Annotated in this window: 14 protein-coding genes; 4 read left to right on the top strand and 10 right to left on the bottom strand. The window is 68.0% G+C overall.

The window, feature by feature from the left end:
* Positions 1-533 (top strand): nuclear transport factor 2 family protein (locus tag VGC47_11485; protein HEX9855925.1); only part of this gene is annotated, 533 nt, incomplete at its 5' end.
* A 12-nt stretch (positions 534-545) separates the two neighbouring features.
* Here the strand turns inward: VGC47_11485 and VGC47_11480 are convergent.
* Both VGC47_11480 and sigK read right to left on the bottom strand, forming a co-directional pair.
* Positions 546-1,238, bottom strand: coding sequence for an anti-sigma factor (locus tag VGC47_11480; GenBank protein HEX9855924.1), 693 nt, complete (start codon positions 1,236-1,238; stop codon positions 546-548).
* On the bottom strand, positions 1,231-1,791 hold the full coding sequence (sigK, locus tag VGC47_11475) for an ECF RNA polymerase sigma factor SigK (GenBank protein ID HEX9855923.1): 561 nt from the start codon (positions 1,789-1,791) through the stop codon (positions 1,231-1,233). Before sigK ends, VGC47_11480 begins: the two co-directional genes overlap by 8 nt.
* A 226-nt stretch (positions 1,792-2,017) precedes the next feature.
* Here sigK and VGC47_11470 point away from each other — a divergent pair, with 226 nt between their 5' ends.
* Positions 2,018-3,343, top strand: a complete 1,326-nt coding sequence (locus VGC47_11470) for an NADH-ubiquinone oxidoreductase-F iron-sulfur binding region domain-containing protein (protein ID HEX9855922.1) — start codon at positions 2,018-2,020, stop codon at positions 3,341-3,343.
* Between the two features lie 54 nt (positions 3,344-3,397).
* Here VGC47_11470 and VGC47_11465 read toward each other — a convergent pair whose 3' ends face one another.
* The 5 genes from VGC47_11465 to VGC47_11445 all read right to left on the bottom strand — a co-directional run bounded on the left by VGC47_11465 (position 3,398) and on the right by VGC47_11445 (position 6,466).
* Positions 3,398-3,916: a DsrE/DsrF/DrsH-like family protein gene (locus tag VGC47_11465; protein HEX9855921.1), complete on the bottom strand. Its 519-nt coding sequence runs from the start codon at positions 3,914-3,916 to the stop codon at positions 3,398-3,400.
* Positions 3,913-4,173, bottom strand: coding sequence for a sulfurtransferase TusA family protein (locus tag VGC47_11460; GenBank protein ID HEX9855920.1), 261 nt, complete (start codon positions 4,171-4,173; stop codon positions 3,913-3,915). The genes VGC47_11465 and VGC47_11460 overlap by 4 nt, the downstream gene beginning before the upstream one ends.
* 17 nt (positions 4,174-4,190) lie before the next feature.
* On the bottom strand, positions 4,191-5,162 hold the full coding sequence (locus tag VGC47_11455; protein ID HEX9855919.1) for a cysteine synthase family protein: 972 nt from the start codon (positions 5,160-5,162) through the stop codon (positions 4,191-4,193).
* Positions 5,163-5,349: 187 nt separating this feature from the next.
* A complete protein-coding gene (locus tag VGC47_11450; protein HEX9855918.1) occupies positions 5,350-5,823 on the bottom strand; it encodes a DUF1579 family protein in 474 nt (157 codons plus the stop codon).
* A 10-nt stretch (positions 5,824-5,833) separates the two neighbouring features.
* Positions 5,834-6,466, bottom strand: a complete 633-nt coding sequence (locus VGC47_11445) for a phosphatase PAP2 family protein (protein ID HEX9855917.1) — start codon at positions 6,464-6,466, stop codon at positions 5,834-5,836.
* Positions 6,467-6,534: 68 nt separating this feature from the next.
* Between VGC47_11445 and VGC47_11440 the strand changes: the two genes are divergently transcribed.
* The gene (locus VGC47_11440; protein ID HEX9855916.1) at positions 6,535-8,883 is read left to right on the top strand and encodes a lysylphosphatidylglycerol synthase transmembrane domain-containing protein; all 2,349 of its coding nucleotides are present in this window, start codon (positions 6,535-6,537) and stop codon (positions 8,881-8,883) included.
* A gap of 36 nt (positions 8,884-8,919) precedes the next feature.
* Here VGC47_11440 and VGC47_11435 read toward each other — a convergent pair whose 3' ends face one another.
* Entirely contained in the window at positions 8,920-10,530 is a 1,611-nt protein-coding gene (locus VGC47_11435; GenBank protein HEX9855915.1) for an MDR family MFS transporter, read from the bottom strand.
* A gap of 17 nt (positions 10,531-10,547) precedes the next feature.
* Entirely contained in the window at positions 10,548-11,144 is a 597-nt protein-coding gene (locus tag VGC47_11430; protein HEX9855914.1) for a TetR family transcriptional regulator, read from the bottom strand.
* A gap of 181 nt (positions 11,145-11,325) precedes the next feature.
* Here VGC47_11430 and VGC47_11425 point away from each other — a divergent pair, with 181 nt between their 5' ends.
* The gene (locus VGC47_11425; GenBank protein HEX9855913.1) at positions 11,326-12,228 is read left to right on the top strand and encodes an acyl-ACP desaturase; all 903 of its coding nucleotides are present in this window, start codon (positions 11,326-11,328) and stop codon (positions 12,226-12,228) included.
* 197 nt (positions 12,229-12,425) lie between these two features.
* Here the strand turns inward: VGC47_11425 and VGC47_11420 are convergent.
* Positions 12,426-13,087 (bottom strand): MFS transporter (locus tag VGC47_11420; protein HEX9855912.1); only part of this gene is annotated, 662 nt, incomplete at its 5' end.

Genomic DNA, 13,087 nt, shown 5'->3' with positions numbered 1-13,087 from the left:
GGGCCTGGTGGCCTCGGGACGCCCAGCGGGACGACCGGAAAGCAGGCCACCTGGATACGATCAGGCTCATGGACGGCGGACCCAATCTGCCGGACTGGCATCACCCTCCTGACGGGTGGTTCAGTCCCGATCGCGCCATGGTGCAGCGGTGGCTCGACGCGTACGTGAGCGCATGGCGGTCGTACGACGAAGCCGAGATCGCCGATCTGTGGGCTGACGATGCGGTGTGGCTGTACCCGTTCGGAACGAGAGCCAGCGGGCGGGAGGCGATCACAGCCGAATGGATGGCGGAGCTTCCCGTCTTCGCAGAGGGTGGCTACGACGCCACGTACGAGCCGATCGCGATCGACGGCGCCTTCGCCGTGACGCATGGGAGGACCCGATTCTTCGACCCCGCATCCGGCGAGACCAGGCGCGAGTACGACAACGTGTGGATCCTGCGATTCGACCGAGACGGCCGCTGCGTTGAGTTCCACGAGTGGTACGCCGGGCGCCCGGAGGACGATCCGAGCCGCGCCATCCCTTCGGCTTAGGTCAGGCGGCGCTCACGAGAGCTGCTCGGCGATGAGCACCTCTCCGGTCGGAGCGTCCGATCCGCCGGCAGGCTCGGTGGTGAGACCGAGCACCGTCCCCGGGTCGACCCTGCGATCGACGACCACGAGCACGTCACCCTTCTTGTCAGGAATGAAGAGGCCGGCAACCGTCGGGGTGCCCGCCTGGTCGATGTACCACAGCTCATAGGTGCGATCGGAGGCGATCTCCGGTACCGCGGTTCCGGTGAACACGCCTCTCCCATGCTCGTCAGACCACGCGAATCGGACCGGGCCGACAGGCGTTTCCGCCAGTTCGACGGACTGCACGTCTGCAGCCGCCATCACCTGGAGGGCCCTGTCTGCTTCCGAGAGCCTGCCGAGCGTCCCCACGAGCAGCACTGCGTTCGCGATGGCGGCAGCGGCCGCAACTGCTGCGACCACCTTCCAGCGCCTCGTCCGCCCGATCGGTACGACGGGGGCGGGCGGCCGCAGCTCGGCGTCGATCCTGTCCATGACCTGCGCCCGCAGGGCCGCCGGGGCCGGCTCGGCGACGGCGACGGCGAGCGCGCCGACGCCTGCGCTCAAGGTCGCCAACTCAGCCTGACACGCACGGCAGCCCTCGAGGTGCGCCTCGAAGGCGGCCGCCTCGGCCTCATCGAGGGCGCCGACCGCGTAGAACGGACCGAGATCGTGCAGCTCATCCATGGGCTGTTCCCATCGCCTCGGCGAGACGGATGAGGCCGTCCCTGATCCTCGTCTTCACGGTGCCGAGCGGCAGCCCCAGCTTGCCCGCCACCTCGCGGTACGTGAGACCCTCGTAGAAGGCCATCTCGATCGCCTCTCGTTGCAGGTCGGTGAGCGACCCCATAGCGGCCCCGACGCGGGCGCGCTCGTCGATGTCGATCACGTCTTCGCCGACCGGGTCTGTGGTGAGCCCAGCCGGTCGGACATCCGAGTCCCTGCGACGCGCCGCCTCGACCGACCGCACCGCATCGATGGCGCGGCGCCGGGTCATGGTGGCGATCCACGCAGTCGCCGTTCCGCGGGCCGGGTCAAAGCGGTCGGCGGTCCTCCACACCTCGAGCAGCACCTCCTGGGCGACCTCGGAAGCGATCGACCGGTCGACGACCACTCGCCTCGCCAGACCGTAGACGATCGCAGACACCCGCTCGTACAGCTCGTCGAACGCGCCGCGATCGCCGGCTGCGACCCGTGCGAGCAGGCTCGAGAGCTCGACGTTCGTTCCATGGTCTCCCACCCGACGGGCAGGCTAATGCGCCGTCGCACTGCTGCCGCGAGAGTGGAGCGCCCTGGCCGGGTGACCGCTTCCATGCCGGTTGTTCGTAGTCCGCTCGACCGGGGTTTGGCGCGCCGGCTCCGAGGTGTCTGGGGGGAGCGGTGCGGAGACCTCGTACCGTCCGAGCAGTCAGGGTCGTCTCCCGAGTCACTCCAGTGACCCGTCGTCCAGCACCTAGGCTCGTTCCGTGGCCCACATCCTCCCTCCGGAGCCCATCACCGACCTCGGCGGTTACGAGGCGTGGCGTGATTCGGCCGCGATGACTGAAGCGCACCGCCTCGGTCCTGACGGTGTCATCGCCGAGATCCGTCGGTCCGGCTTGCGTGGACGTGGCGGCGCAGGGTTTCCGACCGGCGTGAAGTGGGCGGGACTGGCCGCCTCCGGTGCTGCGACGCGCTTTGTCGCATGCAACGCTGCCGAAGGCGAGCCGGGGACGTTCAAGGACAGGATGATCCTGCGCAGGAACCCCCATCAGGTCGTCGAGGGACTGGCGGTGGCCGCTTTCGCCACGGGGGCCGACCGCGCCTTCCTCTGTATCAAGGAGAAGTTCTTCGTCGAGGCGCGCCGAGTCGAGGCGGCCGCCCTCGAGCTGTCGGAGGCCGACAGGCTCGGCGGGATCGAGGTGGTGGTCGTCGAGGGGCCCGACGACTACCTGTTCGGCGAGGAGAAGGGCATGCTGGAGGTCATCGAGGGCAGGGACCCGCTCCCAAGGCTCTACCCGCCGTATGTGCAGGGGCTCTTCGAGGAGCGCGGGGGCCCGGCCCAGCCCGTCGTCGTCAACAACGTCGAGACCCTCGCCAACGTGCCGGCGATCCTGGAGCGCGGGGCGGAGTGGCACCGAGGCATCGGCACCGAGCAGTCACCCGGAACCGTGGTGTGCACGATCGGCGGCGACGTCGAGGTCGAAGGGGTCGCCGAGATCGAGCTGGGGACTCCGTTGCGCACCGTCATCGAGCAGGTCGGCGGCGGCGTTCGGGCAGGAGGTCGGGCGGCGATCACCCTCAACGGCGTGTCGAACGCGCCGCTGCGCGAGGCGGAGCTGGATGCGGCGCTTTCGATGGAGGGGATGCGGGCGATTGGCTCGGGCATCGGCTCCGCCGGCTTCACGGTCTTCGACGAGACCATGTGTCCCCTGCGCGTCGTCGTCGCCGCCTCGGCGTTCCTCTACAGGGGCTCGTGTGGCCAGTGTCCTTCTTGCAAGCTCGGCACCGAGGCGATCACCTCGCGGCTCGCCGCCATCGTCATGGGTCGGGGCGATCTCACAGACCTCGAGGAAGTGTCGGCGTGGACCCTGCGGGTCACGGACGCCAACCGCTGCGGGCTCGGGGCTGGGGAGCGGGCGCTCGTGGCAGGCTTCGTCGAGCGCTACGCCGACGAGATCGCAGCCCATGCGGTCGGTGCCGGCTGCGGGCGCCAGCGAGCGGCGTACGTGCCCTCCATCGTCGACTACGACGAAGACACCGCTCGGTTCACGTATGCCCAGCCGGTGCTCGAGGACGCCCCGGGAAGCTGATGCACGCACGAGCGTGCACCTGACCCCTCGGTGAGTCGGTCACCGGTTCCTGCGTCAGATGAACAGTTGGACGTCGGCGTCCGCCGCGAAGTCGAGGAACGCCGCCGCGCCGGCGATGTCGCACCCTTCGATCAGGTCCTTCTCCTCAACGCCCATCACCCCCATGGTCGTCGAGCACGCGAAGAAGGTCACGTCGAGCCCGCGCGCCATGTCGATGAACTCGGTGACGTCCGGCATCCTGGCGTCGCGCATCCATTTCTTCATGATGCTGGTGGCAGCCTTGGTTGCGCCGGGGACGGCGCCCAGGATGTTCGGGAGCTGGATCGGGCCCGCCGGGTTGGCGAGCGAGGCGACCTTGAGCTTCTCGAACCGGTCCTTGTGAAGGATGTCGAGGCCGTAGAAGGTGAAGTAGATCCCCACCTCCCATCCGAGGCTCGCCGCCGTCGTCGCCAGTATGAGTGGTGGATATGCCTGATCGAGCGTGCCCTTCGATGCCACCAGGGCGAGCCGCTTGCGCTTCGGTGCCTCGACGGCCGCCGGGGCGGTGTCGGGAAGGGTCCTCGCCGCGGTCATGCCGACGGCCCTTTCTCGATCCAGAAGACCTGGGTGTCAGGCCGCCTCTCGAAACCGAGCAGGGTGTCGCCTCGTTGCCTGGCGAGTGCCGGGATGTCTTCGAGCGACCCCGGGTCGGTGCACACGAGCTCGAGCACCTGACCGCCGGCGAGCTGCTGCAGCGCCAGGGATGCCTTGTAGACAGGCAAAGGGCAGAGCAGCCCGGTGCAATCGAGGGTCTCGGTCACCCGGTCCGTGTATGTCGTCTGTTGGGTCATCTGCTTCTCCTTCTCGATCAGATCCGTGGGAGTCCTTCGTCGCCGAGCAAGCCGGCGAAGTAGCTCGTGTACTTGGTGCCCGAATCGGGTGAGATGGCCACGGTGACGCCTTCCGGCGCGATCACGTTGGCGGCGTGGACGAGCGCTCCCGTCGACGGGCCGACCATGAGGGCGTCCTCGCGCCAAAGTCGCAGCGTCGTGGCATAGGCGGGCTCGTCCTCGACGGTGATGACGTCGTCGATGACGGTACGGTCGAGGATCGCCGGCTCCTTCGCCTCGGCGAAGCTCTTCAATCCGGGGAGGCGGTGACCCTTTTGGGGCTCGACGGCGACGATGCGAACGCCGGGATCCTGCTCCTTCAGGTAGCGGCCGACACCTGAGATCGTCCCGCACGTCCCGAAACCGGCGATGAATGTCCTCACTCCACCCTCCGTCTGGCGCCAGATCTCAGGGCCGGTGGTCTCGTAGTGGGCTCGGACGTTCTCGGGGTTGTCGTACTGGTCCGGCATGACATAGCGTTCGCCCGAGGCGGCGAGCGAGCGAGCGAGGGCGATCGCCCCGTCCTTCGGGAGGTCGACCGGGCACAGGTCGTCGGGGGTCGACCACACCTCGGCGCCGAGCATCCTCAGGATCAGCTTCTTCTCCTCGGGGACTCCGTCGGGGATGGTCACCGTGAGCCTCGTTCCCTCGAGAGCCGCCAGGGCAGCCAGGGCGATGGCGGTGTTGCCGGATGATGCTTCGACGAGCTCGCGACCGGCCAGACGGTCGGCACGCTTCAGGTCCTCGAGGAGGTATGCCGCCGTCCTGTCCTTGACAGAACCGAAGGGATTGAGCCACTCGAGCTTCAGATAGAGGTCGATGGCGGAGGCGACGTGGTTCACCCTCACGAGGGGCGTGGGATTGTCGACGTCCGGAAGGAGATCGCGCACATCCATGTAGCGGCGCGCCAGTCGGTCGGTACCCAAGCGTTCTGTGAGGTTGGCCGTCAATGTCGTGCTCCTGTCGTCGTCGCCACCACGAAAAACCCGCCTCGGCGGGGCCGGGCGGGTGGTGGTTCGGTGCTGGGTTGTTCGGTCGATCAGCAGTCGAGTCTCCCGCGCGGCGCGGCGCAACAACAACAGCAGCAGTACGCGTCGGTCGTCGAGTAATTCATGTCCGGCCCAACTGTAGTCGAGGTCACGACGCTGTGATCCGCTCGAGCACCGCCTCGACGCCCAGGTAGCGGGGACAACCCGGTCCCTCGTTGTAGTGGCGGATCACGAGCCGGTTGGAGTCGACGGAGTACTCGCTCGACCACGTCCATGCCTGCCCGTCGTAGCTGTACGCCACGGATGCCGCGAACCCGTCCGGCGTCACGTGACCGTCTCCCGCTTGGACCAGACCACTCGTGTGCCAGCTGTCGACCCACGCCACGTGGACCCCGCCGTGTTGGAGGGGGCCGGCGAGGACGAAACCCTCGACGGCGTCGGCCCCGATGGAGGCGGTGTACACCACCGTGATGTCCCGGCCTTCGATGAGCGGAGTGACGACCGCCTCGATCGGCGACTCGTCGTGGAGCACATCCGGCTCGATCCACGTCTTCCACGTCCCGCGCCAATCGCCCGCGAACGGGGACAGGTCTGGACGGATCGGCTTGGCGGGGTCACTCACCGGCGGGAGGCTACCGCGGTCCGGTCGTCGACGTTCCTCTCAGGTGCGGAGCGCCGGACATGTGCACGATGAGCCCGAGCGCCAGGCCGAGGGCAGCGCCGCCGAAGACGTCGAGCGGCAGGTGGGCGCCTACATAGAGGCGCGTCGCCGCCACGGTGACGGCGAGGAGGAGCGGAATCGCACGCCACCATCCGCGAAGCTCGAAGGCGATGATCGTTGCCGCCGCGAATGCAACCGCGGCGTGCCCGGAAGGGAAGCCCTCCCCGACGGCCTCGGCTCCCCGCACGATCGTCGCCACTGCGAGCTCTGCAGGCCGTGACCTGCCGGCGCCGATCTTGAGCGCCTGGGCCGCCAGCCAGGCGAGGCCGGCTGCGAGGGCGTATGCGCCCGCAAGTCGTCGTCCTCGCCACGCGGCGACCGCCAAGACGCACAGCACGGCGCCCCCCAGGCTGCCGAGCTGCATGACCGGCCACCACGCCAACGACGACACGTTCGGGAGACCGTTCACGGCCTCGAACACATCGAGCTCCCACGCCGCCGGCGGAACGGTGGCAAGTAGCGCGGCTCCGCCGACGACGATGACAGCGACGATCGACGTCGCGGTCTCCGAGATCGACGGCCTCGACAAGCGGTGCTGGGCCATCGGGCGATACGATACATGCGGGACCGGCGCAGCCGTGCTGTCGTCACCTACCCCAAGTGGAGGACGAGATGGAAAAGGCGCCGCTGGTTCGCTCTCCATTGTTCGTCTTCCGGCTCGTGGTCGGGCTCGTCCTGACCACGCTCGGAGTCCAGCTCCTCGTCGTGTTCGAGAACGCGCTGCTCGGGCTGCGCCGCGACATCACGACCCTGCAAGCCTCGTTCCCGGAGTACGTGCCGGTCGCCATCGAGATCATCGTCGGGGTCGCCATCGCGGTGACGATCCTGGCGACGAACGTCGGGCTGCTCGTCAGGAAGCGGGTCCGCCGTTGGCTGCTGGTGAACGCTGCGGCGATCATCGCAGCGATCCTCTCGGCTCTCGGCGCCGAGCTCGTCGTTCAGCTGGCGACGTCCGACGCCCTGATCAGGGCGGTGGAGAACTCGGGCCCGGAGGCGAGCCTCGGCAACGAGGGCCTGGCATCACTCATCGCAGTGCTGACCTTGGCGAGCCCCTGGATCAGCAGGCGCCTCCACCCGTGGGCGACGGGCATCGTCGTCGCAGGTGTCTCCCTCTCGTTCGTCGGGGGCGCCCTCGCCGTGATCACGCTGCCACTCGACATCGGCATCGGCATGGTGGCGGGCTCTCTGGTTGCGCTGATCTTCAAGACCCGTGATCGCACGCCGACGCCTGAGGAGATCTCGGCGACGCTCGGGGACAGCGGGTTCAAGTTGGCGCGGGTCGACCGGGCGGCGGTGGACGCCCGCGGATCGGTGCCGTGGTTCGCCACCACGACGGATGGGGCGGAGCTGTTCGTCAAGACGCTCAACAGTGACCACCGGGCCGCCGACCTCCTCTTCAGGCTGTATCGCTGGATCCGGCTGCGCAAAGCAGGAGACCGCCGCCCGTTCACGTCGCTCGAGCGGGCGGTCGAGCACGAGGCACTCCTGTCCCTGGCGGCGCGCTCCCGCGGGATTCGGACCCCGCAGCTCGTCACCATCGCCGAGATCGGAACGGACGCGATGCTCCTCGCGTACGAGCGGATAGATGGGCACTCACTCGATGAGGTCGACCCCGAGACGATCACCCCCGAGATGTTGCGCGACCTGTGGCGCCTCGTCGCCGACCTCGACCAGGCGGGCATAGCCCATCGCGACCTGCGGCTCGCCAACGTGTTCGCTGCCGACGACGGAACGCCGTGGCTCATCGACTTCGGGTTCGCGGAACTCGCCGCGCCATCGTCGCTGCGGGCTCGGGATGTGGCAGAGCTGATCGGGTCGACAGCCGTCGTCATCGGCGCCGAGCGAGCTGCCGAGACGGCGATCGAGGTGCTCGGTCCGGAGCACGTGTCCGAGGCATTGCCGTGGATCCAGCCGCTCGCGCTGAGCAGCGCAACCAGGACCGGCCTCGGCAAGGCCAAGGACTTCGAGCGCTTGCGTGAGGTCGTTGCCGTAGCGATCGGCGTCAAGGACGTCTCGTTCGTCCGACTGGAGCGCGTCAGTGCCCGTACCCTCGTGCTGCTCGCCAGCTTCGCGCTGACCGCCTACTTCCTCGTCCCCCAGTTCGCCGAGGCGAGTGGCTTCTTCGACGATATCCGCAACGCGTCCATCGGCTGGGTCGCGGTCGCCGCCATCGCATCCGTGCTGTCCTACGTCGGCGCCGGCATCGGCATCGTGGGAGCGGTGCCCGTTCGCCTGGAGCTCGGCCCGGTCATCGCCGCCCAGGTGGCCGGGTCGTTCGCCAACAGGATCACCCCGGCGAAGGTCGGCGGAATGGCGACGAACGTGCGGTTCCTGCAGCGGTGCTCGATCTCTCCCGCGACGGCGGTCTCGGCGGTCGGTCTCAACACCCTCGCCGGATTCGCCGTCCACGTGTCGCTGCTGCTCCTCCTCGGCGTCATCGCCGGCACGTCGGACGACGTCGAGTTCCCGTTGCCGTCCGGCGGGGCTACGGTCGTCAGCGTCCTCATCTTCATCCTGCTGTCCGGGCTGCTGGTGGCGTTCCCGTTCGGGAGGAAGCTCCTGACGCAGAACCTCATCCCAGGGCTGGCATCTGCGTGGAAGACCGTGTCCCTCGTCGCCCGGACACCGACCAAGTTGATGGCGCTGTTCTTCGGCTCGGCCCTCGTCACGGTGACCTACACGGTCGCGATGCTGGCGAGTCTGTACGCCCTGGGGAGTCACCTCCCGGTCATCACCGCCTCGTTCGTGTACCTCGGGGGAGCCGCGGTCGCCAGCGCGGCGCCGACGCCCGGCGGGGTCGGCGCCACCGAGGCGGCCCTCATCGCCGGCTACACCGCGGTCGGTGTCGATGCGTCGCTGGCGTTCGCGGCTGTGCTCCTCTTCAGGCTGGTCACGTTCTGGCTGCCGATCCTGCCTGGCTGGCTGGCACTGGTGGTGCTGCAGCGCAGGGGTGATCTGTGACTGCAGTGACGCCCGCCTACGGGGTGAACGGAGTCCTCAGTGCGTGTCCTCGGCTGCGGGGCTCATCCCGGGGGTCATGAGACCGGCCGAAGCGGCGGCTTCAGGTTCGACCATCCCTTGGGAGGCGGCGGACTCGCCGGCGGAGGCGTGGGTCGTCAGACGCAGCGGGGTCTCCCTCAGTAGCCAGGTGATCGCGAAGGCGGCCACGACGACCACGGCGGCGCGGCTGAAGACCGCGGTGAGCGAGTCGGCGAAGGCAGATACGACCTGCTCCGCCTGGGACGAAGACAGCCTGGCGAGGGCTGCCGGCGTGATCGAGGAGATGTCCTCGACGCCGATCGGCAAGCCGGCCAGCCGGCCGGCGAGTACGTTGTTGAAGAGCGCTCCGAAGATGGCCACGCCGATGGCGCCCCCCATCGACCTGAGGAATGTCACCGCCGAAGTGGCTGCACCCAGGTCGCGCATCGGCACCGCGTTCTGCGTGGCGAGGACGAGGGTCTGCAACGTGAAGCCGATGCCCACTCCGAGCATGACCATGTACAGCGTCACGAGCAGGCGACTGGTCTCGGCACCCATGGTGGAGAGCAAGAACATCCCGACGGCGGCGATCGCCGTGCCGGCGATCGGGAAGATCCGATAGCGCCCTGTTCGCGTGATGACCTGGCCCGAGCCGATCGATGCCGTCAGGAGCCCGGCCATGAGGGGGAGGAGGAGCAGGCCGGAGTTGGTGGCGGATGCTCCCTGCACGACCTGGAGGAAGAGGGGAAGAAAGGCGATCGCCCCGAACATCGCCATTCCGACGATGAAGCCCGCCCCGCCTGCAACGTTGAAGGTCCTCAGCCGGAACAGCGAGATCGGAACGATCGGCTCCGGCGCCCGGCGCTCGATCGGCACGAATACCGCCAGCAGGACGATCGAAGCTGCGACGAGGCTGATGATCAGCGGCGAGCTCCAGGCGTACTGGGTGCCTCCCCAGGTGGTGAAGAGGACGATGCAGTTCACGGCGGCGATCAGGACCGCCGCCCCCAGGTAGTCGATGCGAGCGCCGCCACGCCGCTCACCCGCCGGCAGGACGGCGGCGGTGACCATGAGCGCCAGCATCCCGAGGGGCAGGTTGACGTAGAAGATCCAGCGCCACGACAACTGGTCGGTGAAGAAGCCGCCGAGCAGGGGCCCTGCGATGCTCGTGACCCCGAAGACGGCTCCGAAGTACCCCTGGTAGCGGCCGCGCTCTCGCGGCGAGACGACGTCGGCGATGATCGCCTGAGCCAGCACGATCAAGCCGCCGCCCCCCGCTCCCTGGATCGCCCTGAAGGCGATCAGCTGCGCCATGTTCTGAGCGAGTCCGGCGAGCACGCTCCCCGTGAGGAACACCACGATTGCGATCTGGAAGAGACCCTTGCGCCCGTAGAGGTCGCCGAACTTCCCGTACAGCGGCGTGGCGACCGTGGCAGCGAGCAGGTAGGCGGTGACGACCCACGAGAGGTGCTCGAGCCCGCCGAGCTCGCCCGTGATCGTCGGCAATGCGGTTGCGACGATTGTCTGATCGAGAGCGGCGAGCAGCATGCCGAGCATCAGGCCGCTGAAGATCACGAGGATCTGGCGGTGGGTCAACGCCGGCGCGCTCGTGGGGTTCGTGGATTCCAAGGTCGCGGGTCCTCCGGTCACGGCCTGGCTTGTAGTCCGCGTGCGAGGCTGTCGAATGCGGTTCTCATGGCGTCGCCGAGCGCCACCTCTTGGCCGCTGTCGTGCCACCACTCCATCGTCGAACGGAAGGCCGCCACGGCAGACGAGACGATGAGCCTCGGTCGGGGATCGGCGACGGGATCGAGGCCCATTCGCGTGGCGACGGCCCCGGTGAGCGCCAGCTCCAGGTCGACGAGTGCGGCCATGTGGCGCGGCAGGAGCTGCGGATGGCGGCGCATGAGCTCGGTGCGGAGCATCCAGCGCCTCGCCAGTGCGGATTCGTCCTCTGGGACGAACACGGCGAAGAGCGCCGTCAGTGGGGGTTCGTCGGCCGGCCTCGCTTCGACTTCCTCTGCGATGGCAGCCAGGACGGCCGGCTCCACCCCGACGATTGCCTCTTCTTTGCACGAGAAATAGTTGAAGAACGTTCGCGGCGAGACACCGGCAGCGTCGGCGATCTCTTCGATCGTCACGCCGTCGAGCCCCCGGGCGAGCGTCAGCTCGCGGGCTGCGCCGGCGATCGCTCGAAAGGTGGCGAGCTTGTGCCTGCTGCGCCGGTCGAGTGTCGTCACCATGAGGCTCGAATACTATCGGTAATTGCACGATGTGCAAAGTTGCACACTGCGCAGCCGGGTGTGCCGTCGATGGCGATGAAACCCACTACGACCTGGCGCGCTCTAACCTTGTGATGCCTGAGAAGCGCCGGGGACTTGTCTCTGTGGTCGATCGGGTTCCTTCCGCGACCATGGAGAGCAGATGCCGTACAACGAAGAGCTCGAGCTTCTCGAGGCGGTCGAAGGTGACGTAGCGCGGCTCGCCGCCGAACACCAAGAACGCAGGTCCCACTGGTATTTTCACGACATCGTCCCGTGGGAGCGCGGCCGCAGCTTCCGCGATCAGCCGTGGGATGAGTCGCAATGCACGATCAACGAGCGGGCACGCACGTCGCTGGTGCTCAACCTGCTCACCGAGGACAACCTCCCGTGGTACCACCTCGCCCTGGAACGGTATCTCCCCGAGGGTTCCGTGTGGAAGGACTGGAACGGGACCTGGACCTCGGAGGAGGCCCAGCATGCCATGGCGATCCGCAGCTACCTGCTGACGACGCGCAACTGCGACCCGCGAGAGCTCGAGGACGATCGCATGGCCACCATGAAGGCGGGCTGGGAGCCGAACTTCGGCTCACCGTCCGAGCTCTTCGCATACACCTCGGCCCAGGAACTGGCGACCAGGGTCTCGCACCGCAACGCAGGCAAGATCACCGAGGACGAGGCGGCGTTCGAGCTGATGAGAAACATCGCGGCGGACGAGAATCACCACTTCGTGTTCTACAAGGGCGTGATGGCGGCGATGCTGCGTGAGGCGCCTTCCGTGGCGATCGAGGGCATCATCTCGACGTTCTCGAACTTCCAGATGCCCGGGGTCGGCATTCCGGGGTTCGTTCGCCGATCGATCGACGTTGCCAAGGCAGGCGTGTACAACCTGCGCATCCACCACGACCGGGTGGTGGTTCCCCTCCTCGAGCAGTGGAACATCGCCGGACTCAAGGACCTCACGCCGAAGGCATCCGAGATCCAGGAGAGGCTCATGGCGCTCCCTGCGAGCATCCTCGCGGCGGCCGAGCGGTTCGAAGCACGGTACGGAGCGGTCGTCGCGTGACGCTCAGCCGCTGGTGACCTGCCCGCCGAGGCCGCTCGCCAATCCGTCGAGGGCTCGCCAGTCCACCGAGGGCACGCTTGGCGATCGGTCGAAATACCAGTGCGAGGCCGCCCGACACCGGGGAGAGCGCCACGACAACTTCGCCCATCCGTCGGCGCGAAACGTCGCCGATGACGAGTGGATCATGACGTTCGAGGTCACAACGGCTCGGTGGCCACAGCCTGCTGGCGAGAGGCTGACAGCGCCCACAACAGCACGAACACGGCCATCCCTGTTGCCAGGTTGGCGAGCCAGTGGAAGCCGGCACCTTGCTTGATGAGCCCGGACGAGATCGCGGCGGTTGCGCCGAACACGCTCAGCATGACGTCGGCGGCGCCTTGCGCCTTCACTCGGATGCCTTCGGGTACCGACTCGTTGAGCAGGGCCGAGCCGGCGATGAGTCCGAAGTTCCATCCGAGGCCCAAGAGGAACAGACCGACGAAGATGAGCACCGGCTGGTATCCGGCAACGACTGCCGCCATCGTTCCGGACGCCAGGATCGCCCCGCCGATCTGGATCGATCGCATCCTGCCCACCCTGTCCGAGTATCGACCCACGAGTGGAGCCGCCCCGTACATGCCCGCGATGTGGAGGCCGATGACGTACCCCGACAGTCCGGCGTGGCCATGGTCTCGCATGTGGAGGGGCGTCATCGTCATCACCGCCACCATCGCCGCCTGGCTGAGGACGATCGTGGCGAGGCCGAGCGCCGCGTTCGGGCGCGCCATGATCGCCCCGATCGTGGACCGGAGGTCGGCCACGCGGCTGCCGCGCACGGCTCGGGGATCGACCCCTCCCGCGGCAACGAGGGGATCGGGTC

The sequence above is a fragment of the Acidimicrobiia bacterium genome, from assembly GCA_036396535.1.
Lineage (GTDB): Bacteria > Actinomycetota > Acidimicrobiia > Spongiisociales > UBA5794 > DASWKR01.
Note: the sequence above shows the minus strand (reverse complement) of the source record. Positions and strands in the feature narration are given on the sequence as shown.

Excerpts from the sequence above, each read along its gene's own strand:
- VGC47_11480 (HEX9855924.1), bottom strand. The coding sequence starts at position 1,238 with ATGGATGAGCTGCACGATCTCGGTCCGTTCTACGCGGTCGGCGCCCTC.
- VGC47_11465 (HEX9855921.1), bottom strand. The coding sequence starts at position 3,916 with ATGACCGCGGCGAGGACCCTTCCCGACACCGCCCCGGCGGCCGTCGAG.
- VGC47_11460 (HEX9855920.1), bottom strand. The coding sequence starts at position 4,173 with ATGACCCAACAGACGACATACACGGACCGGGTGACCGAGACCCTCGAT.
- VGC47_11445 (HEX9855917.1), bottom strand. The coding sequence starts at position 6,466 with ATGGCCCAGCACCGCTTGTCGAGGCCGTCGATCTCGGAGACCGCGACG.
- VGC47_11440 (HEX9855916.1), top strand. The coding sequence starts at position 6,535 with ATGGAAAAGGCGCCGCTGGTTCGCTCTCCATTGTTCGTCTTCCGGCTC.
- VGC47_11430 (HEX9855914.1), bottom strand. The coding sequence starts at position 11,144 with ATGGTGACGACACTCGACCGGCGCAGCAGGCACAAGCTCGCCACCTTT.
- VGC47_11425 (HEX9855913.1), top strand. The coding sequence starts at position 11,326 with ATGCCGTACAACGAAGAGCTCGAGCTTCTCGAGGCGGTCGAAGGTGAC.